Here is a 25,371-nt window from a genome sequence, read left to right as displayed (position 1 = left end):
TTCGTCCTATTTTGCACCGCAATATCAGCAATTGTGCGTTGCAACATAAATAACATATGCCGTTGTTTTGCATGAAAATATGTCATGCTTGTGATATCGAAAGCAATTTGAACTATAACTCAAGCGAACGTTACCGATTCGAACGTGACAATATTTTATTTATACATCCTCGTCATTTAGGGATAGAGAGCGCCGGGTTTTCTGAATTGGAATCGCTCCGCATATGAGGAATCGCGGCGGAATGCCGCGGCAATTTTATATTGGCGTGTGCGGGGCTGAGGGGCTGGCGGCACCATTGCGAGGTTGCCGTCGCGTTGGTACTTTAGTCCTAAGCTTGCCTGGTGGGCGCTTGACCCGCAGCGGTGAATGCCACCAACTGCGGTTTCACATGGCGGCACCATGCAGAGCAATACGGAGTTGTCCGATGAACAGACATGCAGCACTGCTGGCCTTGCCCATGCTCGCCCCGGCCCTGCTGGTAACGTCGCTTGCATCCGCAAGGGCCGATTCGATCGCCCCGGTGAACGATTATCCCACCGTCGCGGTGGTCGATTACGTGCTGGGCTGCATGCGCGCCAACGGCCAGACGCGCCAGGCTCTGGAAGCATGCTCCTGCTCGATCGACGTCGTCGCGTCGATCCTGCCCTATGCCAGTTATGAAAAGGACGCGACCTTCAAGAGCCTGTCATTGATGACCGGTGAGCGGGCCAGCCTGTTCAAGGAAAGTACGCCGGCCAAGGCCGCCGCGCTCGAACTCAAGCGTGCGCAGGCCGAAGCCGACGTGCGCTGCTTTTAACCTTTACCCAAAGGCAGATGACGCTTTCGAGGGGGTAAGGAAATGGCGCGGGCTCAAGCGCCGGAGATTACATGCCGGTTGCTTCGAGCGGCCATGCGCCGTTGAACACCTTGCCCTTGGTGTCGGTCGCCTGCGCCTTGATCTCGCCCGTGCCCTTCACCTTGTAGTCGAAGCGGAAATTGGGATCTTCCGAGATCGAGATGCCGCCTTCCATCGACAGCAATTGCCGTCCGCCCTGCGAGATGTCCAGCGTCTGGATGAAATGCGCCGGAATGAAATATTGCGTCAGCGGGTCGCGCTGAAGGCCGGAGTTGTTCGGGTGGCGGATCATCAGTTGCAATTCGGGCTCGCCGCCATTTGCCGGCGAAGCAGCGAACTGGCGCAGCTTCATCTGCCCCATCGTCTTCAACGCCTCGTCCATGTTCTTCACCGCCGGCGCCGAACAGCCGCCCGATGCCTTGACGAAGGTTTTTGCCATGTGCAGGCCGCCATCGGGGGTTTCGGCGATGACGCGCAGATAGGAATAATCATTGACGCGCAAGCGGGTCGCGATGTGCGTGATGCCGGCATCCTTGCCGATCTTGAAGGTTGCCGCGACGGGAGAGGGGTTCACGTCGATGATCAGGGTCAGCGCCGTGATCCCTTGCGGCGTGCGGGCCGGATCGACGGTAATGTTCACCGGCACCAGCGCGGCATCCTGCGCGCGGCCCGGCGCCTCGATGGCGACCACGCCATCGGCTTCGCGAATGGTGCGGTCGCCGAACACCACGCCCTTGAGGTCCTGCCAGATATGATCTGACGATTCCATGGTCTGCTGCGCCTGCGCCGGCTGTATGCCGATGGCGGCCAGGGTCACGCCGAGCGCGCTCGCGCGCAGCAAGGCGCGCCGTGTGCACATGAAGCTGGTCTGCATTTCAACGCCTCCACCGATGGAGCAAGGGTGGTGCCCGGCAAGCCTTCATTATAGCCATTTGCCGCGCGGATGACAAACCGAAGTCCTGTTTCACTCCCATTCGAGTTCGGCATAGGCCGTCGTGGCGTTGCGGCCGTTATAGGCGTCGAACAATTCCCAGTTTCCCGCCTCGCTTTGGCCGGCGGTCTTGGCCGCCTCCGCCATCGGCGTGCCGGCGGCGATGGCCTTGCGCAGATCGGCCGCAAGCGCCTCGAAATAACGGCGCTCGCCGGCAAGTGCTTCGGGCCAAAGCGAGGGGACCGGCCCGTGGCCGGGCAGGACGCGGCTGGCGGGAATGGCCGCCAGTTGATCCATCTGCCGCATCCAGCCGAGCAGGGAGCCGTCCACAATCGGCAGATGCTTTACAAACACCAGGTCGCCGGCAAACAGCGTGCCGCTCTCGGGATCGTGGACGGTGAGGTCATTGTCGGTATGGGCGGCCGGCCAGGCCTTGAGTTCGAGTTTGCGGCCGCCGAGATCGAGTTGCATGGTGTCTTCCACCAGGACGGAAGGCGGCACGATCTCGACGCCGGTCATCAGCGCCGGTCCGAGCTGCTCGCGATAGCTCTGCAAATAATAAGGCCCGCGCGCCGCAAGAGCGCGTGGCAGATTGCGATGCCCGACGATGGTCGCGCCGATGTCGCGGAACGCGGCATTGCCGAAAATGTGGTCCGGGTGCATGTGGGTGTTGACGAGATAGCGCACCGGCTTGGCCGTCGCCTTGGCAATCGCGGCGATCAAGGCTTTCGCCTGAACAACGCTGCCGCCGCTGTCGATCACCGCGACCGCATCGTCGCCGACGACGACGCCCAGATTGGCGACGGCGCCTTCGTTGCGGGGCGTCTCCAACTCGACGACACCTTCAAAGGCAAGAACACCCTCGGCGACGGTCTTGAGCGCAAGCGGGGGCTGGGCGGCGGCCAGTGCCGCTGCGCCAAAGGGCAGGGGCATCAGCGCGGCTTGTGCGCCGAGCCATGCAAGGCCGCCGATCAGTCTGCGTCTTGCCGGGTCTATCGGCAAAGCGGGCCGCTTCATGCGTACCCCCCGCCGGCCTGTTCGGGAAATTTTATGTGGAAGGCGCGCAGCAAATCATCCACCACCTGCCTGTTGCGGTGCTCGCGCGGCAGGCGGATATCGAACACGCCGCGCACACGGGCGGGCCTTGGCGTCAGCACCACGATGCGGTCGGAAAGCGTCACCGCCTCGCGCAGATTGTGCGTGACCATCAGCGCCGTGGTCGGGCGCGCCGACCACACCGACATCAGCAGGCCGCGCAGCCGTTCGGCGGTCGGCTCGTCGAGCGAGACGAAAGGCTCGTCCAGAAACAGAACGGACGGCTCGATGGCGAAGGCGCGCGCCAGCGCGACGCGACGGGCAAGGCCGAGCGAAAGTTCGGACGGATAGAGCGTGCGCATCTCGGCAAGGCCGAGTGCCTCGAACAGCCAGTCGAGATCGGTTTTGCGGGCTGCTTTCGGCAACGCCAACTCAACATTGCATGCAACATTGCGCCAGGGTAGCAGCGTCGGCTCCTGAAACACCGCTGCGGTGCGGGTTTGGCCCCCTGGCAGGGTGTAGGAACCGCTGAATTCACGGTCCAGACCCAACAATATTCTCAACAATGTACTCTTGCCGCATCCCGACGGTCCGAACAGGCAGGCGAAGCTGCCATGCGGGACCTCGAAGGCGAGATCGCGGAGCGCCGTCAGCGCCACACCTTGCGCCGAGATGAAGGTCTTTTCGGCGATCCTGACCTCAAGCGGCGCGGCGGCGCCAACGGGTCGCATGTCGTTCAAGGGGCTGCACCATCATAAACTCGACTGCCAGCATGATTGCCACGAAGGCAAGCGTATAGGCCAATATGCCGGCAACGTCGAAAAGTTGAAAATAAAGGCTGATCTGGAAACCGACGCCATTGGAGCGCCCGAGCAGTTCCACTACCAGCACGATCTTCCAGATCAGCGCGATGCCGGAACGCGAGGCGGCGGCAAGATAGGGCTGCAATTGCGGCAGGAGGATATGGCGAATCCGATCCGGCCAACTGAAGCGGTAGACAGAAGCCAGTTCCGAATAGGCCGGATCGAAGGCGCGCGCGCCTTCACGCATCGTCACCACCACATTGGGGATCTTGTTGACCGCCACCGCACCGATGGCCGCCGCCTCGTTCAAGCCGAACCAGATATAGGCGAGCACGATGACGACAAGCGCCGGAATATTGAGAAACAGCACCAGCCAGGGGTTGAAGAAGCGGTCCGCGCGGCGCGACAGGCCGAGAAAGGTGCCGATTGCCGTGCCGACCACCATGGCCACGATATAGGCCGCCACGACCCGGCCAAGCGTGGCGCCGAGATTGTAGAACAGATCGCCGCTTGCCGCTTCCGCAGCCAGCGTGCGCCATACCGCAACGGGCGTCGGCAAGGCCCGGCTTTGCCATGCCCCGGCGGCAAGCCACCATAACAGGCCGAGCGCGGCCAGGGAGGCCGCGACCGTCAGGGCCGGCATGACGCCGCTCCTTGTCATGATCCCGGCATTTCCATTGAGGGTGGGCGGTTTCATTGTGAAACGACCCGCCAGAAGGTGCCGGGCGCCATCTCTGATGCCTTGCCGACCAGTTTTTTCCCGCCGATCGCGGCCAGCACCCGGTAGAGCTTTGCCGCATCGGCGGCATCCTGCGCAATCGGTCTTTTGGGAATGCCTTCGCGATAGCGGTCGCGCAGTGTTTTAAGTTCGTTGCCCTCAGCCCGCACGATGGGCGCCAGGGTTTGCCATTCGCTGTCGGAACTGGCCAGCACGTTCTTGGCGGCGTTTGACGCCTTGATGAACCCGGTTATGGCGGACGGGTTTCGGGCGGCCCATTTTTCATGGAAGACATAGCCGAGCGCCGAGACCGGCCCGGAGGCGCCAAGCGCCAATGCCGCGTCATCGGCGCCGAGCAGCCGGCGAAAGCCTTTTGCCTCCAGCCGTGCGCAGAAATGCCAGAAGTTGAGCAAGGCATCGAATTCGCCCTCGATCATCTTCTGTTGCAGAAGCGGCGGCGCACCATAAACAACCTGGCTTTGCCGTGTCAGGTCGATGCCACTGTCACGTTCGGCCATCGCCCGGATCAGCAGCCAGCTCTTGTCGAGCGGGCCGCCGGCGACGGCAATCGACTTGCCGGCCAGTTCATCAAGGGTGCGGATCGGCGAATCCCTGGGGATCATGATGGCGCCGACGGCTGTCGAATAGGGCACCAGCGTCACGTCGCCGCCATTGGCGCGCAGCCGCGACACCCACAGCCAGTCGGAAACGATGATATCGAGATCGCCGGCCAGAAAAGCGACATTGCTGGCCTCCTCTCCGGCAAAATAAACGATGTCCAGATCGATCCCGTTGGCCGCGTCGAAGCCATGCTTCTTCAGCGTTTCGAGTTCCCAATTGACTGTACCGAACTTGAGGGCGCCTATCCGTACCGTGCGGCTTGCTCGCGCCTGCGACGATGTCGCAGCAAATGCGCTGCCGGCACCCAACACCACCCGGAGCATGTCACGCCGCGAGATGCTCATGCCACTCCTGGCCGATCAGATGTTTGCCGATCCGTCCGGGAAAGCGCATTTCCAGCGCTTCACCCGCAATTTCGGATGTTGCTGGGTCCATTTGGCGATCTCACGGGGTGCCAGGAACATGCAATTCATCAACAGGCCGTTGCTCTCGAAATAGAGATGCTCTTCCCGGCACGAGCCAGGATTGGCCACCAGGCAGGCTGTCAGGATAAGATCGACCATGTTCATTTTCGCACCATCCTTGCGTGCAGCCATAACTGCTGCGGATGAAATGGCCGGCCCGGAGAGAACGGCGGCCATTTGTCTCAGCGGTCCCTCAGGTGCCAGCAAGACCGTATGCAAAGCCTACGTCTTCCGCTCCATCCCGTCAACAATGGCACACCGGCGCAAAAGGTGGTCCTTGGTCCAGTTGACTTCGCCAGCCTGGCGGCTAGCTTCCTTGATGCCGGCTCGCTTTGCGCGGGGCCGTGGCGTCCATAATACCGGCATGCGCGGCGGGTGAATGCGCACCGCACATACCATCGTTTGGGCACCCTGACGATGCATGAGGAGATACTATGCGTACTATCACAATATTGGCTGCAATGTCCGTGATGGCCATGCTTGGCAGCCAGGCGCAGGCGCAAGACGCTGCTGCTGGCGAAAAGGTCTTTAATAGATGCAAAGCCTGCCATTTCGCCGACAAGGACCAGAACAAGGTAGGGCCGTCATTGCATGGGGTCATCGGCCGGACTGCCGGGACTCACCCCGGCTACAACTATTCCAAAGCGATGGTCGATGCCGGCAAATCCGGCGTCGTCTGGGACGAGGCAACGCTGACGAAATATCTGCAAGATCCCAGAGGCATGGTGAAAGGCACCAAGATGGCCTTCCCCGGTCTCAAGAAAGAGGCCGACATCGCGAATGTGATTGCCTATCTGGAGCATGAATCGAAATAGGCATTCTGCCGATCATGCTTACCCATGACCTATGAAGTGGATGGCCACCAATATGTGGTGATTGCACCCGGTGGCCATCATTTCATGCACACCAAGAGCGGTGATGAAGTTATCGCTTACGCGCTGCCGAAAAGTTGGCGGTGCCGTGCTGCCTATTTACGCGTAGCGTGACGCTGGCCCAGCGCCGTATTGAGCAGTGCCGGAAGAGCTTTTTTGGGTTGCTGCGCATCGCCATCAGGGTTCGGCGCAGGCGACTCTCTTGTATCTCTCGTCGGCTTCTTGGGCTGTGGTCGTTTTTCTTTCGGCTTGTCGACCTTTTCGGCGATGCCAACACCGAGTGGCGGCTTTCGGTTCTCGGCGGCTTTTTGCGAGAATTTATCATTCGCGTCCGGGGTATCCTTGGTCATTGGCTTGCGCGCGCCAAGCTCATAGGCGGGTTTATCGGTCATCGATCCGTTCCTTTGTTTAATGTGCAGAAACCACGGCCGGCATCAGATGTTCCGGAGCGCGCTCAAAGGAACCACCGGCCCTGCTGCGCATTTCTTCTTGGGTCCCATTTTTTCGAGCCCACACAAGGAGAGAGCCATGACCTTGGGCACAATTCTGATCATTGTCCTGATCCTCATATTGCTGGGAGGTTTCAGTGGGCTGGGTGGAGCGCCTTTTTATGGGACTGGATATTATGGCGGCGGCGGCCTTGGCCTCATACTTGTCATCGTGATCATTCTGGTTTTGCTGGGGCGGCTGTAGCAGATGAAGCAAAAGCCATGAGCATGCGGTCCCAGCTTGGGCCGTGACCGTTTATATCTGTCGGTCGCTGCCGGAGTCGGTAAAAGTCTCAGCGGCCCTTTTTTCATTTGGTGGTTTTGATTCGCCGCGCAGAAACCTTGCTTTTTTGGCTTGCGCGCTCCTTGGCCCGCTCGCAAACCTTCCGGAACTCCGCGACTTCGGCTTCGGTCAGATGTTCGATTCCGATGAAATCGTTCTTACCCTTGCCCGACCTGATGAGTTCGTCCAGTTTCGCCTGAATGGCCGCGCCGTCGCGATTCTGGGTACTTTGGATCAAGAACACCATGAGGAAGGTGACAATTGTCGTGCCGGTGTTGATGATGAGCTGCCATGTTTCGGAAAAATCAAAGACGGGCCCGCTGACCGCCCAGATCATCACGGCGATCACGCAGATAGTGAACGCAGCAGGGCGACCGGTCCAGCGCGACACGGAATCAGCAAAACTTGTGAATAGCTTTTCCATGAAATCCAGACTCTCAAGAGGCCGGGCTAGATCTATTAGTGCTAACACGAAGGACGAGCGACCCTCCGGTGGCGCGACGTTCGCCCGCCAGAGCCGCATGACCGTCTCGTAATCGTCCGACCAGCAATAGGCGAAGTGCCGAATGCCAGCTTGCCTTGCATCAGCATTTCACTTGCTACGCAATCCGCGTTCCGTTCGTCTTCATCGGAAGACGAACATATAGAGCAGAATGATAACGATAAGCGGCACGCCGAGCAGCCACAGGACAATACCTCGAAGCATGGAATCTCCTCCGTTTCGTGTGGGAGATAATGCAAGGGAGAGAACTTGGTTCCCAGCACTGCCTTGCCTGCAATCGGCGACCTTCCACCGCGACCGGGTGGCCATTTTTGGTCTCTGGACGACGACGGAATGAACCGGCTGGTCGAATTCGGGTTCGAACCATTTTCGTCTTCGCGCGTTGCGAAGCTGGGCGATCCCCGCCCGTTGGAGAGACATCATGGACTGGAATCGCATCGAAGGAAATTGGAAGCAGGTCAAAGGCAACGTCAAAGAGCAATGGGGCAAGCTCACCGACGATGATCTTGACCAGATCGCAGGCCGTCGTGATCGATTGGAGGGCAAACTTCAGGAGCGCTACGGAATCGAGAAGGATCGCATTCGTTCGCAAATCGATGATTGGTACAACCGGCAATCCTGGTGAGTTGACCAAGAAGTCGAAACATGACGTGACGGAAAGTTTCGCCGCTTTGGCGGGGCTTGATCACGTTGGAACGAATTGTTCGGCAGTTGTTTCAGGCAGCGCCGAGCAGACGCTGGAATAATGCGAGATGCGGCCATGGCCAAATATTCCAAGGGCGATCATGTCGGCTGGAATTCCGAAGCGGGAAGAGTAAGCGGCAAAATCATCAAGATTCATTACGAGGATTTCGATTATAAAGGCCACCGGCGACATGCGTCCAAAGACGCGCCACAATATGAAATCAAGAGCGATAAAACCGACCATATCGCCGCCCATAAGGAAGACGCGCTGACGAAGATCGATTGATGACGGCGCAGTTTACCATGATCGGGCACTCCAATCGTAACCTGGACGAACTGCTGACCATGCTCCGGAACGCGGGGATTGGCCTGGTGGTTGATGTCAGAAGGTTTCCGAGATCACGCAGCAATCCCGAGTTCAATATCGACCGGCTTCCTCAGCATCTGGCCCGATTGCAGATTGGCTATAAGCATTGTCCGGCGTTGGGCGGCCGGCGGTCGAAACAACCGGCTGTCGACAGCAAGATCAATGCCATGTGGCATGTGGGGAGTTTTCACAACTACGCCGATTATGCCTTGAGCGCCGAGTTTGGCGCTGCATTTGATGAACTTCTCGAACTTGGCCAACATCAACGTCTCACATTGATGTGCTCCGAATCGGTCTGGTGGCGATGTCACCGCCGGATCATCACCGACCACCTCCTTTTGAACGACCATGCGGTCGATCATCTGATGGGGCCGGGGCAGACCGAGCGCGCAACGCCGACCCCCGGCGCGCAAAAAAACGAACATGGCCAGGTGATCTATCCGGGCGATTAGGTCTTACGGCCGGTTGTCTGTTCGCGGCCCGCCCCATGCATTTTCATGGAACCAAGGGAGGCTCCAACGGTTGTAAACGTATGGGGCATCGGGCAACAGGATGTCCCGCTGCGAGGTTATCATGCAGGGGAATAATTCCGACGTTTTCGACCTTTTCTCGAGGATATATAAGAATGCCGCTCAGGAGGAGATGAGCCTTCAGCAATATCTCCTGGGCTGCCGCGAAGACAAATCGATGTACGCTTCCGCGCCAGAGCGGATGGTGGCTGCGATCGGCGAGCCAAAGCTGGTGGACACCAGCAGGGATGAGCGGCTTGGGCGCATCTTCGCCAACAAGACGATCAAGCTCTACCCCTCCTTTTCCGAATTTTACGGCATGGAAGACACGATCGAGCGCATTGCCGGTTATTTCCGTTATGCCTCGCAAGGCTTGGAGGAGCGCAAGCAGATCCTCTATTTGCTTGGTCCGGTCGGCGGTGGCAAGTCCTCGCTGGCTGAGCGGCTGAAGAGCCTCATGGAAACGCATCCGGTCTACACACTCAAGGTGGGTGAGCAGATCAGCCCCGTCTTCGAATCGCCGCTGGGCCTTTTCGACCCCGAGCGCATGGCCGACCTGCTGGAAGATAAATATGGTATCGCTCGGCGCCGGCTGAACGGTCTGATTTCGCCTTGGGCGGCCAAGCGGCTGGATGAACTGGCCGGCGACATCTCGAAATTCTCCGTCGTCAAGCTGCTGCCGTCGCGGCTGCGTCAAATCTGCATCGCCAAGACGGAGCCTGGTGACGAGAATAACCAGGACGTCTCCTCGCTGGTCGGCAAGGTCGATATTCGGCAATTGGAGAATTTCAGCCAGTCGGACCCCGATGCCTATTCCTACAGCGGCGGCCTGAACCGCACCACGCAAGGGCTGCTCGAATTCGTCGAAATGTTCAAGGCGCCGATCAAGGTGCTGCATCCGCTGCTGACCGCTACGCAGGAAGGCAACTACAACGGCACCGAGAATTTCGGCGCTTTCCCCTATCAGGGCATCATCGTTGCCCATTCCAACGAGTCGGAATGGCTGCAATTCAAGAACAACAGGAACAATGAAGCCTTCCTCGACCGTATACTGGTGGTCAAGGTGCCGTACTGCCTGCGTGTGACCGAGGAGCGGCAGATCTACGAAAAGCTTTTGCGCGAAAGTGAATTGGCCAACAACTCCTGCGCGCCGGAAGTGCTCGACATATTGAGCCGCTTCACCGTTGCGACACGGCTTGCAGAGCACGACAACTCGCCGCTTTATACCAAGATGCGCGTCTATGACGGCGAGAACCTGAAAGAGATCGACCCCAAGGCCAAATCCGTCCAGGAATACCGCGACGCTGCCGGAGTCGACGAGGGCATGACCGGCGTTTCCACGCGGTTCGCCTTCAAGATTCTGTCACAGACCTTCAATTACGACACCAAGGAAGTGGCGGCCGATCCTGTGCACCTGATGTATGTGTTGGAGCAGGCGATCAAGCGCGAGCAGTTTCCGAAGGAGACGGAAGTCGCCTATCTTGATTTCGTGAAGTCCGAGTTGGCCGCCCGCTATGCCGAATTCATCGGTCACGAGATTCAGAAAGCCTATCTGGAATCCTATAGCGAGTATGGTCAAAATCTGTTCGACCGCTATATCGCCTATGCCGACGCCTGGATCGAGGACCAGGATTACAAGGACCCCGATACCGGGCAGATCCTCAACCGCGAGATTCTCGACAACGAACTGTCGCAGATCGAGAAGCCGGCGGGCATCGCCAATCCGAAGGATTTCCGCAACGAGGTGGTGAAGTTCTCGTTGCGCGCGCGCGCCCGCAACAATGGCCGTAACCCCTCCTGGACGAGCTACGAGAAATTGCGCGAGGTGATTGAAAAACGCATGTTCGGCCAGGTGGAGGATCTTCTGCCTGTCATCAGCTTCGGCTCTAAGCAGGACACCGTCACTGAAAAGCGTCATACCGAGTTCGTGCAGCGTATGATCGAGCGCGGCTATACCGAGCGCCAGGTCCGCCGACTGGTGGATTGGTACATGCGTGTGAACAAGGCTGGCTGAGGCTGTTGGGGATATCCATGCCGATCTTCATCGATCGCCGGCTGAACCCGAAGGACAAGAGCCTTGGCAATCGCCAGCGCTTCCTGCGCCGCGCACGCGGGGAATTGAAGCGCAGTATCCGCGAACACTTCCGCGCCGGCAAGATCGCCGACATCGACAGCGGACAGAATGTCTCCGTGCCCGCTGGCGGGACCGATGAGCCTCGTTTCGAGGAGGCCGGTGACAGCGGCCGCCGGCAGCATGTGCTACCTGGCAACCGTGAGTTCGTGACAGGCGACCGCGTTCTCAAACCCGGTCAGGGCGATGGCGCCGGCTCAAAGCCTTCGCGTGAAGACTCGGAGGACGATTTCCGCTTCATGCTGTCGCGCGAGGAAGTGCTTGAACTGTTCTTCGAGGATTTGGAACTGCCCGACATGGTCAAGCTCAACCTCAAGGAAGTGCTGGCGTTCAGGCCACGCCGCGCCGGCTTTGCCGCCACTGGCGCGCCGACCAATATCAATGTCGGCCGCACGATGCGCAACAGTCTTGGACGCCGCCTCGCGCTGAAGCGCCCCAAGAACAGCGAATTGGAAGCGGTCCGCCAGGAACTGGAAGAGTTGGAAGCAGGCTGTCAAAACGACGCGGCGAGCGCAAGGATTGCGCTGTTGCTTGCAGAACTGGAACTGCTGGAGCGGAGGCGACGGGTGATAGCCTATGTCGATCCGGTGGACATTCGCTTCAACCGTTTCGAGGCGCAGCCGGTGCTCAACGCCAACGCGGTCATGTTCTGCCTCATGGACGTATCAGGCTCGATGGGTGAGCGTGAGAAAGACCTCGCCAAGCGCTTTTTTGTGCTGCTGCACCTGTTCCTGAAGCGCCGTTACGACCGCACCGAGATCGTTTTCATCCGCCATACCCACGAGGCACAGGAGGTGGATGAGGAAACTTTCTTCTATAGCACACAGAGCGGCGGCACCGTCGTCTCAACGGCACTGGAGGAGATGCGCAACGTTATCGATGCGCGCTATCCCCCCAGCGACTGGAATATCTATGCAGCGCAGGCCTCTGACGGTGACAATTTCGTTTCCGATTCCCAGCACTGCATCACGCTTCTGGAAGAAACCATCATGCCGCGTTGCCAGTATTTTGCCTATGTCGAGATCATCGATGAACGCGAGAGCCATATTTTCGGTGCGACGCCGAACGGCACCGCCTTGTGGCACGCCTACAGCGCCGTCAAGGACAACTGGCCGAACTTCCAGATGACCCGCATTGCCAAGGCTGCCGACATTTATCCGGTCTTCCGTCAACTCTTTACCAGGCAGCCCGCGGCAGGCCGAAAAGGCAGGTGAGTCTATGGCAGCCCTTTTGAGCAAAAGTGGCGCCGACTTACTCTTTTCGGGCTCAGACTGGGATTTCGCGACGCTCGCGCGCGCGCATGACGCGATCGAGCAGGTAGCACGGGAGGATTTGCGTCTTGATGTCTATCCTTCGCAGTTGGAGATCATCACGTCCGAGCAGATGCTGGACGCCTACGCCTCCATTGGCCTGCCGCTGATGTACCGGCACTGGTCGTTCGGCAAGCATTTCCTCTATCAGGAGCTACTTTACCGCAAAGGGGGCCGCGGCCTTGCCTACGAATTGGTTATCAATTCCGATCCCTGCATCGTCTATCTCATGGAAGAAAACACCATGGCCTTGCAGGCTCTGGTGACAGCGCACGCCGCCTTCGGTCACAACCATTTTTTCAAGAACAATCATTTGTTTCGGCAGTGGACCGACGCCGGCGCGATCTTGAGCTATATGGATTTCGCCAAGCGCTATATTGCGGATTGCGAGGAACGCCACGGCACGGACGCGGTGGAAGCCGTGCTTGACTCGGCGCATGCGCTGATGGACCAAGGCGTCTTCCGCTATCGTCATCCACCTAAACTATCGTCGGAAAGGCAGCGCGAAGGGATTCGCGAGCGTCTGGATTACGAGGCGCGCATCTATGATGATCTGTGGCGGACGCTGCCGTCTGCCAAAGCAAGCGAACAACTCGACGAAACCGAGGAAAAGGCGGCCGACCGTAAGCGCGCGCTCAATCTGCCCCAGGAGAATATCCTTTATTTCCTGGAAAAGAACAGCCTGGTGCTGGAGCCGTGGCAGCGCGAGGTTCTCAGGATCGTGCGCATCATCGCACAATATTTTTATCCTCAGCGGCAGACCCAGGTGATGAACGAGGGCTGCGCCACATTCGTGCATTATACCATCATGAACACCCTGTTCGACCGTCATCGCATCAACGAAAGCGCCATGTTGGAGATCCTGCACAACCATTCCAACGTCGTCTTCCAGCCAGCCTTCGACGACCCGCGCTATTCCGGCATCAACCCCTATACACTGGGCTTCGACATGATGCAGGACATCAAGCGCATCGCAACGGCCCCAACAGCGGAAGATCGTGACTGGTTTCCTGACATTGCCGGCAATGGTGACTGGCGAGCCACCTTGCTCGACGCTTGGGCCAACCACCGCGACGAATCCTTTATTCGGCAATATCTGAGCCCCGCCCTCATGCGCAAATGGCGCTTCTTCGTTCTCAACGACACGGCTGGAGAAGCGCATTACGAAGTCGGACCGATCCATAACGAGCGAGGCTATGAGAAAGTGCGCACCGCCCTCGCCAACAGCTACGACATCGGCGAGACCCGCCCCAACATCCAAGTGACGGACGTGGATCTTCTCGGCGACCGGCGTCTGCGCCTCCAGCACAAGGTCAAGGACGGCATCCTGCTGGATGAGAAGAGCCGGGATGCAACGCTACGCCATATCTGCAAGCTTTGGGGTTACGAGGTGAGTTTGGCAGGCATTGACATGCAGACCGGTGCCTCGATCTACGAGCGATCGAGTGCCGAAATCGTCCAATGAACCTCCTGCGCTCTTCCCAATCGTATTGAAGGATTCGTTGCTCCCAGCCAGATGTGTGAAAGCTGCTTATGCGCTGATTGGCGGTCTGCGATCCCGCCACGGCATGGCCTGTTCCAGCTGCGTTGATGCTGCCAGCACGGTGGCTTCGTCGCCATAACGGCCGACAAGCTGCACGCCCATGGGAATGCCTTCCGCGCTCCATCCGACCGGCAGGGAGATGGCGGGCAGGCCCGACAGGTTGAACGGGAACATGAACACGGAATCGGCCCACTTCGCATTATAGGCGTCGAGATCGGTCATCGTCATGTCGTAATAGCCCAATGGCCGTGGAAGCTGCGTCAGCGTCGGGGTGACGAAGATGTCATAGGGCTGAAGGTCGGCGGCGACGGCGTGGCTGAGCTGGCGCAACTGGCCGATATCGTTGGCGTGCTGGACGCCGCTGATCGACCGGCCGCGCTGGATGATCGCCCAGGTGACCGGCTCGACATCGTCGGGCGTCACCGGACGACCGATGACCGTCTCCATGTAATCGAAAAGAGCCGCCGTCTCGACCGGCGTCATATGGGTGTAGAGCTTCCAGGCGGCGGTGCCGTCCATGGCCATGTCATGTTCTTCGACCGTGTGGCCCATGCCCTCGAGCGTCTTGACCGTGGCAAGCACGGTGGCCTTGACCTGCGGGTCGATTGCCGTGCCGTTCGGCGGCGTGACGGTGAAGCCGACACGCAGTTTCTTCGGTGCCTGTGCCGCGAGATTGAGCCAGCTTACATCGGGAGTGGGCGGCGTATAGGGATCGCCGGGCACGGAGCCGGCCAAGGCGTCGAGATAGGCGGCCGTATCGCGCACCGTGCGCGTGGCGCACAGGAAGTAGGCGCCGCCATACCAGTAGTCGCCGAATGGCGCCAGGGTGACGCGCCCGCGCGACGGCTTGAGGCCGACGACGCCGCAGCAGGAAGCGGGTACGCGGATGGAGCCGGCGCCATCGCTGGCTTCGCCGATCGGCACCATGCGCGCCGCAACCGCCGCAGCCGAGCCGCCGCTGGAACCGCCGGGGGTGATGCCCGCTTTCCAGGGGTTGTGCGTCGTGCCGTAGAGTTTCGGTTCCGTGGTGATCGACCAGCCGTTCTCCGGCGCGTTCGACTTGCCGACGAGAAGCATGCCGGCGGCCTTGATACGGCGCGTCGCCTCGGAATCCGCTGTAGCGACCTGGTCCTTGAGGAAGGCGGATGAATTGGTGAGCGGCGCGCCTTCCCACATCGAGGCCAGTTCCTTGAGCAGGAACGGCACGCCGGCGAAGGGCGCGTTGCGATCGACGGTGGGAGCCGCCTTGCGCCCCATGTCGTAAAGCTTGTGGATGACGGCGTTGAGCTGCGGGTTCAGCCGTTCGATCAGCGTCACCGCCGCTTCGACGGTCTCGACCGGCGAGACCTCGCCTTTCCTCACCAATGCGGCGAGGCCAAGCGCGTCGCTGTCGGCATAGGTCTTCAACAGGCTTTCGGTGACGGCCATTTTTCTCTCCTCAACTGAGTTCGATGACCCGGCCTTCCTTGATGCTCTGCTCGGCGGCGAGCACGATGCGCAGGCTGTCCACCGCCGCGGCCATGGAATCCGTAAGGTCGAGGTCTTCGCGGATGGCGCGCAGGAAGAACGCCTGCTCGCGGTCGCACAATTCCTGATGGCCAGGCTCGTCCTGCATGGAGATAAGCTCGTCCGGCCTGGAAAAATTCTTGTCGGCATCCACCTCCGCGTAATGCACCTTGATCGCGTCGGTCTTGGTGTGGCGGTCGATGTCGGCTGAATCAGAAACCTCCTCGGCATCCTTGGCCGCACTTTCTGTCTGCCCGGCGACAATGGAGACGGCGCCTTTCGGTCCTACCACGTCTTTGACGAAATAGGCGGTCTCGCTCATCATCGGCCCCCAACCGGCCTCGTACCATCCGACGGAGCCATCATCGAAGGTAACGTGCAGATGGCCGTAATTCTGCTTTGCGGCATCCGCCCACAGCTTTGCGCCGATGCCGTGCACCCGCACCGGCTTCGCCCCGGTCAACTGGCACATCACGTCCACATAATGCACGCCGCAATCGACGATGGGGATCAGCGAATCGATCAGGTTCTTGTGCCATCCCCAGGCGGATCCGCTCGACTGCTGGTTGAGGTTGAGGCGCATGACCAGCGGCTTGCCGAGCGTCTTACCGACCTCGATGAATTTCATCCAGGAAGGGTGCACGCGCAATATGTAGCCCAGAACCAGCTTGCGGTTCTTCGCTTTGGCGGCGGCCACCACGGCCTCGGCGTCTTCGATGGTGGTGGCGATGGGCTTTTCCATGAAGACATGGCAATTGGCTTCAAAAGCCTTCAGCGCATATTCGGCGTGGCTGTTTGGCCATGAATTGATCGAGACGGCATCGGGCTTCGCGTCCTTCAGCGCGGTGTCGAAATCCTCATAAAGCGGATAGGCGGCCAGTTCGGCGGGAAGCGTCTTCGACTTGATCGAACGGCTCATGATGCCGACGATCTCGAAGCCCGGATTGCGATGATAGGCACTGGCGTGCGAGACGCCCATATTGCCAAGGCCAACGACCAGAACTTTCACCGTGTCGGACATGCTTTGCTCCCGTACATATTGCGTCGAATTAATGTGCGGGCGGGCGCGAATGGCAGCCGCCCGCATTGTCATTTCAGGCCGTCGCACTCCGCTCTAAACTGCATTGTCGAACAGATGAGCCTTGATGTTTTCGACATCGAGAGCGGCGAAGCCGTCCGTCAATTTCACCGCATCGGCATCGGCCTTGACCTTGGCGTGATCGAAATCGTTGGCCGTCTCGATCATCTCGTTCGTGCAGACATCCTCGGCCTTTACCGGGTTGGTGACCTGGCCGATCTTGTGGATCTCGTCGAAGAAGGCCTGCCAGCTTTCCATGTCGTGCCAGCCCCAGCCGCCGCGCTTTTCCATGTCGCCACGGAAGACGTTGATCTGTTGCAGGATCGAGGTGGTGCCCAACTCAGGTCCGAGATTGGAGGCCAGCGTCGGGAACTGCTCGAACACGGCTTCCACCGCCGCGCGCGGGTTCTGATAACCGAATTCCAGACCCATCGCCCAGGCGCGCAGGTATTTCTCCAGGAATGCCTTCTTGTCGGGGTCTTCCAGATCGGCCGTGCGGACCACGAATGTGTTGGCCGGCAGCTTGGAGTGCTGTGCGCCCAGCCAGTACTCGAAGTCGAGTTTCTTGGCGATCCATTCGGCGCGCAGGCCTTCCCACGAAAGAGCGGCATCACCCTGGCCGCCGGCAAGCGCCGTGCCCCATGTCGGCCAGCCCGCCTCGACATATTTCACTTTCTTGACGTCCACGCCCTGCGCCGCCAGCAGCGGGTCGACGATGGCCTGCCATGCGGCCGAGCCGAGAAGGATGGTCTTGCCTTCCAGCGTCTTGAGATCGTTCGTGCCTTCGCCCTTGCGGAAGGCGATGGAGAAGGTGTCGCGCGCGCCCATATGGAACACGGACTTCAGCTTCATGCCGTTTTCGATGGCGAAGGAGAACACGCCCGGCGACGGGAAGCCCATATCGGCCTGGCCGACATCGACGAACTTGACCGTGGCAGTGCCATCGGACGGGCCGGGCTGCATATCTGTGGCGAGGCCGTCGAAATAGCCGGCTTTCTTGGCGGCCCAATAGGGGAAATCGTCCAGAACCTCAAGCGTGCCGCGCGGTGAAATCCAGGTGAATTTCTCATAAGGTGCCGCTTGCGCGCGGCGCAGGCCGCCGCCCAGTGCCGTTGCGGTGACAAGCCCGCTCGCTGCGACCTGCAGGAAGTAGCGGCGGCTCATGCCGGTTGAAATCAGGCTGTCTTTCATTGTTGTTTCCTCCCGAATTGACGTTGAAACCCTACTTGTCTTGTCCGCGGCAGGGGTGGCTGCCTATGCCTCCCAGCTCGCCCATTTCTTCCCGATCAGGAAGAACAGCACGTAGATCAATATGCCGAGGATCGACAGGATCAGCACCACGGCGAAGAACTGCGGCATCTGGATCATCGACGAATAGGTGGTGAGCCGGTTGCCGAGGCCGAAGCCACCGCCGACCATCTCGGCGCCGACGGCGGTCAGCAGGCCGAAAATGGCACCGATCATCAGGCCCACCAGGATCATCGGCAGCGCCATCGGTGCCCTGATCTTCCAGAATATCTGCAAGGTGGATGCGCCGTAGGAACGCGCCAGCGCGATCTTGGCGCTGTCGACGCGGCGAAACCCGGTGGCCGCGTTAATCATCACCATCGGCCCCGCGGCCAGCGCCACGGCGATGATGCGCGGCTCATAGCCAAAGCCGAAGCGCAGGATGAGCAAAGGCACCAGTGCCAGCATGGGCGTCGTCACCAGAAGCAGGATGTAAGGCGCGATGATCTTCTCGGCGAAGGGGAACTGCGTGATGACGGCGGCGAGCACCAGCCCGATGCTGGCGCCGATTGCGAAGCCGCCCAGAAGCTCCACCAGCGTATAGCCGAGATGCGGCGCGATCAGTGGAAATTCGGTGAACAGCGCCATGGCGATCGCACTCGGTCGCGGCATGATATATTCCGGCACCTGGAAACTGCGCAGCGCCAGTTCGATGCCGCCGATAATCACCACAGCCACCAGCGCGATGGCCAGCACCTCCATCCCCGAACGCATGCCCGAACTACCGGAAAATGCAGAAAGATTGGTCAGGCTGACATCACCGCCCTCGGCGGATTTGGCCTTGGAAAATTCGGGTATGGCGTCGCTCACGGCTCGGTCCCCTCAATTCACGGGCGCGGCAGTTTTGACGACGGCAGGCTGCGAACTTGCACGGCCGCCGATAATGTCCATCTTGATCGCATTTTGCAGATCGAACACCTCGCGGGTCGCCATGATCTCCAGCGAACGCGGGCGCGGGAACGGCACGTCATATTCCTTCGCGACGCGGCCGGGGCGCGCGCTCATCACCACCACCCGGTCGGAAAGGAAGATCGCTTCTTCGATGGAATGGGTGATGAAGACGATGGTGGTGGGGGTATCCAGCCAGATTTCCTCTACCAGCCGGTTCATTTCCTCACGCGTGAAGCTGTCCAGCGCGCCGAACGGTTCGTCCATCAAAAGCACCGACGGTTTCAGCGAAAGCGCGCGCACGATGGCCGCGCGCTGCTGCATGCCGCCGGACAATTCGCGCGGAAACTTGGCATTGAAACCTTCAAGCCCGACGCGCTGCAGCAGATGGTCGATCCACATCTTGTCCGGCTTTTCTCCCTTGATCTCGAAGGGGAAATTGATGTTGGCGGCCAGATTGCGCCAAGGCAGGAGATTGGCCTCCTGAAAGACAATGCCGATCTCGGGCCGCGCGCCGGCAACCGGCTTGCCATCCAGCAGGATTTCGCCGCCGGTCAACTTATGCAGGCCCGACATCGACCATAAAAGCGTGGTCTTGCCGCAGCCGGAAGGGCCGACAATGGAGACGATCTCATTGGCCTTGACGTCAAGCGAACACCGGTCCAGCGCCAGAAAATCACCCGACGCGGTGGAGTAGGCCTTGGTTGCCGCGCGCACGGCGAGCTTCGGGGTTGAGGCGTGGCCCGCGGTCATAGTTCCCTCTAAGATTGGATTGTGACCTTGCCAGATCATCTTTGGTGCGAGTTTGTAACTATCCTACTTAGCTGTCAAGCGTCACAGATGACGCAGTGACGACTCCAGTGTGATTTACCACGAATTGTGTTGAATTCGCATGCTTTTCCGAGCTTGAAATGTATGTAGGTTTCCTACATACTCGATTGAGGGTGAACGAAAAACTGCCTTGCCTGCACGCACAGTGCGGTAAGAAGCGGTCTTGGAAAGGGATGAGGCACCCAATGAACCAGACCGAGGCAGACCAGCCTGTCGCTGACGGGCCTGACGCGGACAAGCACATGACCGCTCCGAGCAAGGCCGAGATGCGCGAACGCGCGCGGCGCATCCCCGACATCATCTCGCTTGTGAAGGATTCCTATGTCGATCTGCGGCCGGCCGAGCGGCGCGTTGCGGACGTGGTGCTTCAGGACGTGCGCTTCGCGGTCGATGCGTCCAATGCCGCGCTTGCCCAGCGCGCGGAGGTCAGCGAGCCGACGGTGACGCGTTTCTGCCGTGCCATCGGGTGCAAGGGGGTGCGCGATTTCAAGCTTAAGCTGGCGCAGAGCCTGGTTGTCGGCACGCTCTACCTTGCCAGCGAGCCGCCTGAGGGTAACGACAATGGCATGCCGTTCTGGAACGCTGTTTTTGGCGAGGCGCGGCGGGCGCTGGAGGAAGCCGAGCGGCAACTGGACCCGGTGCAGTTGCAAAAGGCGGCTGAACTGATTGCCAAGGCACGGCAGGTGGCCGTGTTTGGGCTCGGCGCAAGTGCTGCCGCGCTCGCCCAGGAAATCCAGCACCGCCTGTTTCGCTATGGCATCGTCGTCGGCGCCCATTGCGACCCCTATGTGATGCGCATGACGGCTTCGACGCTGAAGCCGGGCGATCTGGTCATCGCAATCTCGGCGACCGGGCGCACGCGCGAGGTGGTCGAGGCGGTGGAAATCGCCAAGCACTATCGGGCAAATGCGGTGTGCGTGACCGCGCCGGACACGGACCTTGCCCGTATCTGCGACGTCGGCCTGACGGTGGCGGTGCCCGAATATCCCGACACGTTGAAGCCGACGGCTTCGCGCTTCGCCTTTCTGGTCGCGATCGACCTGATGGCGGTGGCCGCAGGCTATGCCATCGGTGCGACGGCGCGCGAGACGCTGCGGCGCATCAAATACAACGCCCAGATCCATCGTGTGGGCAAGGAAATGGAACCGCTGGGCGATTAGAGCGTCCTTTGTGCGTTCGATTGAACGCACAGGACGCTCTAAAACTATGATGGAGCATCGGAATGATCCGAAAACCGGTAACCACTTTTCGGTCCGATGCTCTAAGCGCCATGCGTTCGATTGAACGCGCAAAGAACGCTCTGACACTTTGATGGAGCATTGGAATAACCCGAAAACCGGTAACCGCTTTTCGATCCAATGCTCTAAGCGCCGACAAGGAGAGGAATTCAATGCTCGATATCGCACCCACCAAGCAGGCAACAACCTGGCTCGGCGCGTTTGCCCGCGCGCTGGAGGCGCGCGACATAGACGCGGCCATGCAATTGTTCCTCGATGACTGCTACTGGCGCGATCTCCTGGCCTTTAGCTGGAACATCAAGACCGTGGCCGGGCGCGATGCCGTTTCCGACATGCTTGGCGCTACGATTGAGGCAGCACAGGCTTGTGCTTTTCATCTTTCAGGTGAGGCGACGGTCGAGGATGGAACCGTCGAGGCGTGGTTTACTTTCGAGACCGCCGCCGGGCACGGCAAGGGCTGCCTGCGCCTGCGCAACGGCAAATGCCGCACGCTGTTTACGGCGACTGACGAACTCAAGGGGTTCGAGGAAAAGAAGGGGCCGCAGCGCCCGCTCGGCGTGAAGCACAGGGCTGATCCGAACCGCGAGACCTGGTCGGAAAAGCGCCGGCGCGAAGAACGCGAACTGGGCACCCTGACGCAGCCCTATTGTGTCGTCATTGGCGGCGGGCAGGGCGGCATGATGCTCGGTGCGCGGCTGCGCCAGCTCGGCGTGCCGACCGTGATTTTGGAAAAGAACGCGCGGCCAGGCGATTCCTGGCGCAACCGCTATCGTTCGCTCGTGCTGCATGACCCGGTCTGGTACGACCACCTGCCTTATATCCCTTTCCCCGACAATTGGCCGGTGTTCACGCCCAAGGACCAGATGGGCGACTGGCTGGAAATGTATGCAAAGGTGATGGAACTGCACTACTGGACTTCCAGTAGTTGCACCGGCGCCACTTACGATGCCGCGAGCAAGACCTGGACGGTCGAGGTCGATCGCGATGGCGAACGGGTGGTGCTGAAACCGAAGCAACTGGTCTTCGCCACCGGCGCTTACGGCCCGCCGCGCATGATCGACCTGCCGGGCTCGGAAGCCTTTCAGGGCGAAATCCTGCACTCCAGCCAGTATGCCGACGGCTCGCGCTTTCGCGGCAAGGCCTGTGCCGTGATCGGCGCGGCCAGTTCCGGGCACGACGTCAGCGTGGACCTTTGGGAAAGCGGCGCCAAGGTGACCATGATCCAGCGTTCGCCGACCACGGTGGCGAAGTCGGCCACCCTGATGGCTCTCGCCTTCGACACCTATTCGGAGGATGCGCTGGCGCGCGGCATCACCACCGACAATGCCGACTGGATGGCGGCCTCGACGCCGTTCGCCCTGATGCCGGAGACGCAGAAACCGCTCTACGACAAGATCCGCGCCCGCGATGCCGAGTTCTACGAGCGGCTTGCCGGTTCCGGTTTCGCCATAGATTTCGGCGAAGACGAGACCGGCCTGATGATGAAGGCGGTGCGCACCGGCTCCGGCTATTATATCGATGTCGGCGCCTCCGACCTGATCATCGACGGTGAAATCGGCGTGGTGGGCGGCACCGGCATCAAGGCGCTGACGCCGACCGGCATTCTGTTCGAGGACGGGCGCGAACTCGCCGCCGACGTCATCATCGCCTGCACCGGCTACCAGTCGATGCACGAGACGGTTGCGCAACTCGTCTCGCGCGAGGCGGCGGACAGGATCGGCCCATGCTGGGGCCTCGGGTCAGGCGTGAAGGGCGACCCCGGCCCGTGGAAGGGCGATCCGCGCAATATGTGGAAGCCGACCGCCCATGAGGCGCTGTGGTTTCATGGCGGAAACCTGGCGCTGTCGCGCTTCTATTCCAAGTTTGTCGCCATGCAGATCAAGGCGCGCATGGAAGGAATTCCGACATCGGTCTACGGTGAGCCGGGATAGAGCATTTCCAGCAAAAGTGGGAGCGGTTTTGTGTCCGGAAATGCGATCAAAACAAATAGGTAGAGCCGCGCTGCCGATTCAGCGAAGAGGCCAGAGCTGCTCTGGAAGCCTGCTCAGCCGGCGGGCTTGCGCAGCGTGCTGAAATAGCGCGCTGCCACGTCCACATGGGTGCAGTGGCGCGAGGGCGCATAGCTTTCGGTTTCATCCGGCTCGTCGAGCGCAGTGTTGGGCCACCATGCGCCGCCGGCTACAATACCGGTCGATACCAGCCGGCTTTCGGCGATCAGTTCCGTGGCGCGGGAATCGAAGAAGGTGTAGCGGCCCGCCCGTTCCTTCAAGATGGCGATATCCGCCGGCCCGCCCACCGTCAGGCGGCCGAGCTCGTTGCGGCCGATCGCGTCCGCCGGGTTTTGCGTGGCGGCGCGCAGGACATCGGCCAGCGGCATGCCCAGCGCCAGCAGTTTCGACATGCACACCAGCATGTCGAAGGCCGGCCCATCGACGCAGTAGAGATGCACGTCGGAACTGATGACGTCGGGCGCCAGTCCCTCCTTGAGCATGATGCGCGCAACATCGAAATCAAACGATCCCATGCCATGACCGATGTCGAATATCACCCCACGCTCACGCGCCAGACGCATGTCCGGTCGCACCGCGCCTGAAGCAAAAACCGGTGCGTTTGGGAACGGCCGGAAGCAGTGCGTCAGAATATCGCCTTTGCGCAGGCGCGGCAGGACTTCCGAACGACCGGGCGGCGGCTCGTCTATATGTGCCATTAAGGGCAAGCCGACAGCATCGGCCGCCTCCAGCGCGATATCGACTGGCGCAATACCGCTGGTGCCACCGGCGATGCGGCCGGAGCGCACCTTCACACCGACCACGACATCATCATGTTCGCGCACCGCCGCCATAACCTCGCGCGGATCGCACAAATTGAGATCGGCGCACTCGCCGACCATGACGGTACGCGAAAAACCGAAAATGCCGGCGAATGAAATGTTCACAAAGGCCAGGATGCGGACCTTCGAGCGCTCCATGACATGGCGGCGGAACCCCAGGAAATTGCCGGCACCAGCGCTGCCCGCATCGATGAAGGTGGTCGTGCCACTCTTGGCGGCAAGACGATCGGCATCGACGCCGAGCGAGGTGCCACCCCAATAGACATGACTGTGCAGATCGACGAGGCCGGGTGTCACAAGGCAATCGGTAGCATCAATGATCTGCGCCGCATTGGCGGCTTCGATCGTGGGCGCTATAGCAACGATCTTGTCGGCGCTGATCGCTATGTCGTGCGGGGCATCAAGGCCGGAAGCAGGGTCGACAACGCGCCCATTCTTTACGAGCAGATCAAAGCGCATGATTTTGTCCCCAGTCAAACGCGGCTTGGTTTCGTTTCGGATCATACCCCCGCAGCGTCCAAACCCCTACGATCGCCGCCCGGAATGGGCGGGCACCATGAAGGATCACAACTGTCGTGCAAGCCGTGTTGGAAAGCAACATAAACTTTGGGATCGATGTTGCTTTGTTACAAGATTGCCGCCATCCTGTATCGGCCTTAATCGCGCCAACGGGCTGCCCTGATGGTTTCAGGTCATTGCGGAGGAAATTGCCATGATGGATTTCAAAGGGCGCACTGTGGTTGTCACAGGGGCTGCCGGCGGTGTTGGCAGCGCCTTGGTGGATGTCCTCTCGGCTTCCGGGGCAAGGATTGTCGCCTGCGACCGCGAAGGCACCGATCTTTCACGCAAGGAGATCGCGCAAGCCCATCATTTCGACCTGCTGGACGATGACGCTATTGCCGAATTTGCCGGGGAGGTTACCGGCGAGGTTGCGCCGGCCGCCCTTATCTCCAATGCCGGCTGGACGCGGGCCGAAACCCTGTCTTCTGTGTCCACGGCGGCGCTCGACATGGAGATGTCAACGGCGGAGCAAAATCAGGCCATTGGGCGGCGCAAAAGTAGGCCACTTCGCGCCGCAAGTGGGGAACGTCGGGAGGGCGTAGCCCGACCAGAGTTTCCCGCTTGCGGCGTCGGCGATTTTTGTGAGGGTTTCAGCCAGCCTTTCGGGCGCGGCTTTGAGCGAGACGGTAGCTATCGCCGTTCATCTCGAGAATGTTGACGTGGTGGGTGATGCGGTCGAGCAGAGCGCCGGTCAGGCGTTCCGACCCCAGCGTTTCCGTCCATTCGTCAAAAGGAAGATTGCTGGTGATCAGGGTCGCACCGCGCTCGTAGCGTTGCGAGATCAGCTCGAACAGCAATTCTGCCCCGGTCTTGGAGAGCGGCACGAAGCCGAGCTCATCGATGATGAGGAGCTTGTAGCCAGCCGTCTGCTTCTGGAAGCGTAGCAGACGCCGTTCGTCGCGGGCCTCCATCATCTCGCTGACCAGGGCGGCAGCGGTAATGAAGCCGACGGGAAGGCCCTTCTGACACGCCGCCAGGCCGAGGCCGAGCGCGACATGGGTCTTGCCCGTGCCGCTGGGACCGAGCGCGATGACGTTCTCGCGGCGCTCGATCCAT

27 protein-coding genes are annotated in these 25,371 nt (G+C 60.3%); 12 read left to right on the top strand and 15 right to left on the bottom strand.

The genetic code is table 11. The features are described 5' to 3' along the window. The first annotated feature begins 424 nt into the window (after nucleotides 1-424). Complete coding sequence (locus BFN67_RS14120) at nucleotides 425-796, top strand: hypothetical protein (protein ID WP_080920203.1); 372 nt, start codon at nucleotides 425-427, stop codon at nucleotides 794-796. A gap of 67 nt (nucleotides 797-863) precedes the next feature. Here the strand turns inward: BFN67_RS14120 and BFN67_RS14115 are convergent, their stop codons facing one another. The 6 genes from BFN67_RS14115 to BFN67_RS14090 all read right to left on the bottom strand — a co-directional run bounded on the left by BFN67_RS14115 (nucleotide 864) and on the right by BFN67_RS14090 (nucleotide 5,512). Beyond that, complete coding sequence (locus BFN67_RS14115) at nucleotides 864-1,709, bottom strand: quinoprotein dehydrogenase-associated SoxYZ-like carrier (protein ID WP_080920202.1); 846 nt, start codon at nucleotides 1,707-1,709, stop codon at nucleotides 864-866. Between the two features lie 90 nt (nucleotides 1,710-1,799). After that, complete coding sequence (locus BFN67_RS14110; protein ID WP_080920201.1) at nucleotides 1,800-2,783, bottom strand: quinoprotein relay system zinc metallohydrolase 2; 984 nt, start codon at nucleotides 2,781-2,783, stop codon at nucleotides 1,800-1,802. Next, a complete protein-coding gene (locus BFN67_RS14105; protein ID WP_080920200.1) occupies nucleotides 2,780-3,532 on the bottom strand; it encodes an ABC transporter ATP-binding protein in 753 nt (250 codons plus the stop codon). The genes BFN67_RS14110 and BFN67_RS14105 overlap by 4 nt, the downstream gene beginning before the upstream one ends. Then, nucleotides 3,501-4,247 (bottom strand): ABC transporter permease, encoded by a 747-nt coding sequence (locus BFN67_RS14100; RefSeq protein WP_080920229.1) that lies wholly within the window; start codon nucleotides 4,245-4,247, stop codon nucleotides 3,501-3,503. Before BFN67_RS14100 ends, BFN67_RS14105 begins: the two co-directional genes overlap by 32 nt. Before the next feature lie 50 nt (nucleotides 4,248-4,297). Then, nucleotides 4,298-5,287: an ABC transporter substrate-binding protein gene (locus BFN67_RS14095; RefSeq protein WP_080920199.1), complete on the bottom strand. Its 990-nt coding sequence runs from the start codon at nucleotides 5,285-5,287 to the stop codon at nucleotides 4,298-4,300. A 15-nt stretch (nucleotides 5,288-5,302) separates the two neighbouring features. Beyond that, nucleotides 5,303-5,512, bottom strand: coding sequence for a hypothetical protein (locus BFN67_RS14090; RefSeq protein WP_080920228.1), 210 nt, complete (start codon nucleotides 5,510-5,512; stop codon nucleotides 5,303-5,305). Nucleotides 5,513-5,841: 329 nt separating this feature from the next. On the opposite strand from BFN67_RS14090, the gene BFN67_RS14085 reads away from it, so the two are divergent. Then, complete coding sequence (locus tag BFN67_RS14085; protein ID WP_080920198.1) at nucleotides 5,842-6,222, top strand: c-type cytochrome; 381 nt, start codon at nucleotides 5,842-5,844, stop codon at nucleotides 6,220-6,222. Between the two features lie 152 nt (nucleotides 6,223-6,374). Here BFN67_RS14085 and BFN67_RS14080 read toward each other — a convergent pair whose 3' ends face one another. Next, complete coding sequence (locus BFN67_RS14080) at nucleotides 6,375-6,671, bottom strand: hypothetical protein (protein ID WP_080920197.1); 297 nt, start codon at nucleotides 6,669-6,671, stop codon at nucleotides 6,375-6,377. A 136-nt stretch (nucleotides 6,672-6,807) separates the two neighbouring features. On the opposite strand from BFN67_RS14080, the gene BFN67_RS14075 reads away from it, so the two are divergent. Further along, entirely contained in the window at nucleotides 6,808-6,972 is a 165-nt protein-coding gene (locus BFN67_RS14075) for a DUF3309 family protein (protein ID WP_080920227.1), read from the top strand. A 103-nt stretch (nucleotides 6,973-7,075) separates the two neighbouring features. On the opposite strand, the gene BFN67_RS14070 is transcribed toward BFN67_RS14075, so the two are convergent. Further along, nucleotides 7,076-7,474, bottom strand: coding sequence for a low affinity iron permease family protein (locus tag BFN67_RS14070; RefSeq protein WP_080920196.1), 399 nt, complete (start codon nucleotides 7,472-7,474; stop codon nucleotides 7,076-7,078). Between the two features lie 499 nt (nucleotides 7,475-7,973). On the opposite strand from BFN67_RS14070, the gene BFN67_RS14060 reads away from it, so the two are divergent. From BFN67_RS14060 to BFN67_RS14035, 6 genes are all read left to right on the top strand, one after another. Beyond that, entirely contained in the window at nucleotides 7,974-8,177 is a 204-nt protein-coding gene (locus tag BFN67_RS14060) for a CsbD family protein (protein WP_080920194.1), read from the top strand. Between the two features lie 135 nt (nucleotides 8,178-8,312). After that, nucleotides 8,313-8,522, top strand: coding sequence for a hypervirulence associated TUDOR domain-containing protein (locus BFN67_RS14055; protein ID WP_080920226.1), 210 nt, complete (start codon nucleotides 8,313-8,315; stop codon nucleotides 8,520-8,522). Continuing rightward, nucleotides 8,522-9,055, top strand: a complete 534-nt coding sequence (locus tag BFN67_RS14050) for a DUF488 domain-containing protein (protein WP_080920193.1) — start codon at nucleotides 8,522-8,524, stop codon at nucleotides 9,053-9,055. The genes BFN67_RS14055 and BFN67_RS14050 overlap by 1 nt, the downstream gene beginning before the upstream one ends. Before the next feature lie 121 nt (nucleotides 9,056-9,176). Next, on the top strand, nucleotides 9,177-11,126 hold the full coding sequence (locus BFN67_RS14045) for a PrkA family serine protein kinase (RefSeq protein WP_080920225.1): 1,950 nt from the start codon (nucleotides 9,177-9,179) through the stop codon (nucleotides 11,124-11,126). Between the two features lie 17 nt (nucleotides 11,127-11,143). Then, a complete protein-coding gene (locus BFN67_RS14040; protein ID WP_080920192.1) occupies nucleotides 11,144-12,457 on the top strand; it encodes a YeaH/YhbH family protein in 1,314 nt (437 codons plus the stop codon). A 4-nt stretch (nucleotides 12,458-12,461) separates the two neighbouring features. Further along, nucleotides 12,462-14,018, top strand: coding sequence for a SpoVR family protein (locus tag BFN67_RS14035; RefSeq protein WP_080920191.1), 1,557 nt, complete (start codon nucleotides 12,462-12,464; stop codon nucleotides 14,016-14,018). Nucleotides 14,019-14,084: 66 nt separating this feature from the next. Here the strand turns inward: BFN67_RS14035 and BFN67_RS14030 are convergent, their stop codons facing one another. The 5 genes from BFN67_RS14030 to BFN67_RS14010 all read right to left on the bottom strand — a co-directional run bounded on the left by BFN67_RS14030 (nucleotide 14,085) and on the right by BFN67_RS14010 (nucleotide 19,608). Further along, on the bottom strand, nucleotides 14,085-15,524 hold the full coding sequence (locus BFN67_RS14030) for an amidase (RefSeq protein WP_080920190.1): 1,440 nt from the start codon (nucleotides 15,522-15,524) through the stop codon (nucleotides 14,085-14,087). Between the two features lie 10 nt (nucleotides 15,525-15,534). Beyond that, nucleotides 15,535-16,623, bottom strand: coding sequence for a Gfo/Idh/MocA family protein (locus tag BFN67_RS14025; protein ID WP_080920189.1), 1,089 nt, complete (start codon nucleotides 16,621-16,623; stop codon nucleotides 15,535-15,537). Between the two features lie 93 nt (nucleotides 16,624-16,716). Continuing rightward, the gene (locus tag BFN67_RS14020) at nucleotides 16,717-17,871 is read right to left on the bottom strand and encodes an ABC transporter substrate-binding protein (protein ID WP_080920188.1); all 1,155 of its coding nucleotides are present in this window, start codon (nucleotides 17,869-17,871) and stop codon (nucleotides 16,717-16,719) included. Nucleotides 17,872-17,934: 63 nt separating this feature from the next. Further along, nucleotides 17,935-18,777: an ABC transporter permease gene (locus BFN67_RS14015; RefSeq protein ID WP_080920187.1), complete on the bottom strand. Its 843-nt coding sequence runs from the start codon at nucleotides 18,775-18,777 to the stop codon at nucleotides 17,935-17,937. Nucleotides 18,778-18,789: 12 nt separating this feature from the next. Beyond that, nucleotides 18,790-19,608 carry an ABC transporter ATP-binding protein gene (locus tag BFN67_RS14010; RefSeq protein WP_080920186.1) on the bottom strand — a complete coding sequence of 273 codons (819 nt, stop codon included), beginning with the start codon at nucleotides 19,606-19,608 and terminating at the stop codon, nucleotides 18,790-18,792. 320 nt (nucleotides 19,609-19,928) lie between these two features. Between BFN67_RS14010 and BFN67_RS14005 the strand changes: the two genes are divergently transcribed. Both BFN67_RS14005 and BFN67_RS14000 read left to right on the top strand, forming a co-directional pair. Further along, nucleotides 19,929-20,846, top strand: a complete 918-nt coding sequence (locus BFN67_RS14005) for a MurR/RpiR family transcriptional regulator (protein WP_080920224.1) — start codon at nucleotides 19,929-19,931, stop codon at nucleotides 20,844-20,846. A gap of 230 nt (nucleotides 20,847-21,076) precedes the next feature. Then, nucleotides 21,077-22,855: an NAD(P)/FAD-dependent oxidoreductase gene (locus BFN67_RS14000; RefSeq protein WP_080920185.1), complete on the top strand. Its 1,779-nt coding sequence runs from the start codon at nucleotides 21,077-21,079 to the stop codon at nucleotides 22,853-22,855. A gap of 113 nt (nucleotides 22,856-22,968) precedes the next feature. Here BFN67_RS14000 and BFN67_RS13995 read toward each other — a convergent pair whose 3' ends face one another. Further along, complete coding sequence (locus tag BFN67_RS13995) at nucleotides 22,969-24,213, bottom strand: amidohydrolase/deacetylase family metallohydrolase (protein WP_080920223.1); 1,245 nt, start codon at nucleotides 24,211-24,213, stop codon at nucleotides 22,969-22,971. 253 nt (nucleotides 24,214-24,466) lie between these two features. Between BFN67_RS13995 and BFN67_RS13990 the strand changes: the two genes are divergently transcribed. Further along, nucleotides 24,467-24,973 (top strand): SDR family NAD(P)-dependent oxidoreductase, encoded by a 507-nt coding sequence (locus BFN67_RS13990; RefSeq protein ID WP_080920184.1) that lies wholly within the window; start codon nucleotides 24,467-24,469, stop codon nucleotides 24,971-24,973. Here BFN67_RS13990 and BFN67_RS13985 read toward each other — a convergent pair. Then, nucleotides 24,906-25,371: ATP-binding protein (locus tag BFN67_RS13985; RefSeq protein ID WP_139789142.1), on the bottom strand; the 466-nt coding region annotated here is incomplete at its 5' end. The genes BFN67_RS13990 and BFN67_RS13985 overlap by 68 nt on opposite strands.

It is taken from the genome of Manganibacter manganicus, assembly GCF_002075885.1.
In the GTDB taxonomy this organism is placed as follows: Bacteria; Pseudomonadota; Alphaproteobacteria; order Rhizobiales; family Rhizobiaceae; genus Mesorhizobium; species Mesorhizobium manganicum.
Note: the sequence above shows the minus strand (reverse complement) of the source record. Positions and strands in the feature narration are given on the sequence as shown.

Coding starts and splice junctions, on each gene's coding strand:
- BFN67_RS14080 (WP_080920197.1), bottom strand. CDS start 6,671: ATGACCGATAAACCCGCCTATGAGCTTGGCGCGCGCAAGCCAATGACC.
- BFN67_RS14075 (WP_080920227.1), top strand. CDS start 6,808: ATGACCTTGGGCACAATTCTGATCATTGTCCTGATCCTCATATTGCTG.
- BFN67_RS14100 (WP_080920229.1), bottom strand. CDS start 4,247: ATGCCGGCCCTGACGGTCGCGGCCTCCCTGGCCGCGCTCGGCCTGTTA.
- BFN67_RS14025 (WP_080920189.1), bottom strand. CDS start 16,623: ATGTCCGACACGGTGAAAGTTCTGGTCGTTGGCCTTGGCAATATGGGC.
- BFN67_RS14035 (WP_080920191.1), top strand. CDS start 12,462: ATGGCAGCCCTTTTGAGCAAAAGTGGCGCCGACTTACTCTTTTCGGGC.
- BFN67_RS14020 (WP_080920188.1), bottom strand. CDS start 17,871: ATGAAAGACAGCCTGATTTCAACCGGCATGAGCCGCCGCTACTTCCTG.
- BFN67_RS14045 (WP_080920225.1), top strand. CDS start 9,177: ATGCAGGGGAATAATTCCGACGTTTTCGACCTTTTCTCGAGGATATAT.
- BFN67_RS14030 (WP_080920190.1), bottom strand. CDS start 15,524: ATGGCCGTCACCGAAAGCCTGTTGAAGACCTATGCCGACAGCGACGCG.
- BFN67_RS14120 (WP_080920203.1), top strand. CDS start 425: ATGAACAGACATGCAGCACTGCTGGCCTTGCCCATGCTCGCCCCGGCC.
- BFN67_RS14070 (WP_080920196.1), bottom strand. CDS start 7,474: ATGGAAAAGCTATTCACAAGTTTTGCTGATTCCGTGTCGCGCTGGACC.
- BFN67_RS14105 (WP_080920200.1), bottom strand. CDS start 3,532: ATGCGACCCGTTGGCGCCGCCGCGCCGCTTGAGGTCAGGATCGCCGAA.
- BFN67_RS14040 (WP_080920192.1), top strand. CDS start 11,144: ATGCCGATCTTCATCGATCGCCGGCTGAACCCGAAGGACAAGAGCCTT.
- BFN67_RS14115 (WP_080920202.1), bottom strand. CDS start 1,709: ATGCAGACCAGCTTCATGTGCACACGGCGCGCCTTGCTGCGCGCGAGC.
- BFN67_RS14000 (WP_080920185.1), top strand. CDS start 21,077: ATGCTCGATATCGCACCCACCAAGCAGGCAACAACCTGGCTCGGCGCG.
- BFN67_RS14095 (WP_080920199.1), bottom strand. CDS start 5,287: ATGAGCATCTCGCGGCGTGACATGCTCCGGGTGGTGTTGGGTGCCGGC.
- BFN67_RS14090 (WP_080920228.1), bottom strand. CDS start 5,512: ATGAACATGGTCGATCTTATCCTGACAGCCTGCCTGGTGGCCAATCCT.
- BFN67_RS14110 (WP_080920201.1), bottom strand. CDS start 2,783: ATGAAGCGGCCCGCTTTGCCGATAGACCCGGCAAGACGCAGACTGATC.
- BFN67_RS13995 (WP_080920223.1), bottom strand. CDS start 24,213: ATGCGCTTTGATCTGCTCGTAAAGAATGGGCGCGTTGTCGACCCTGCT.
- BFN67_RS13990 (WP_080920184.1), top strand. CDS start 24,467: ATGATGGATTTCAAAGGGCGCACTGTGGTTGTCACAGGGGCTGCCGGC.
- BFN67_RS14060 (WP_080920194.1), top strand. CDS start 7,974: ATGGACTGGAATCGCATCGAAGGAAATTGGAAGCAGGTCAAAGGCAAC.
- BFN67_RS14055 (WP_080920226.1), top strand. CDS start 8,313: ATGGCCAAATATTCCAAGGGCGATCATGTCGGCTGGAATTCCGAAGCG.
- BFN67_RS14085 (WP_080920198.1), top strand. CDS start 5,842: ATGCGTACTATCACAATATTGGCTGCAATGTCCGTGATGGCCATGCTT.
- BFN67_RS14050 (WP_080920193.1), top strand. CDS start 8,522: ATGACGGCGCAGTTTACCATGATCGGGCACTCCAATCGTAACCTGGAC.
- BFN67_RS14010 (WP_080920186.1), bottom strand. CDS start 19,608: ATGACCGCGGGCCACGCCTCAACCCCGAAGCTCGCCGTGCGCGCGGCA.
- BFN67_RS14005 (WP_080920224.1), top strand. CDS start 19,929: ATGACCGCTCCGAGCAAGGCCGAGATGCGCGAACGCGCGCGGCGCATC.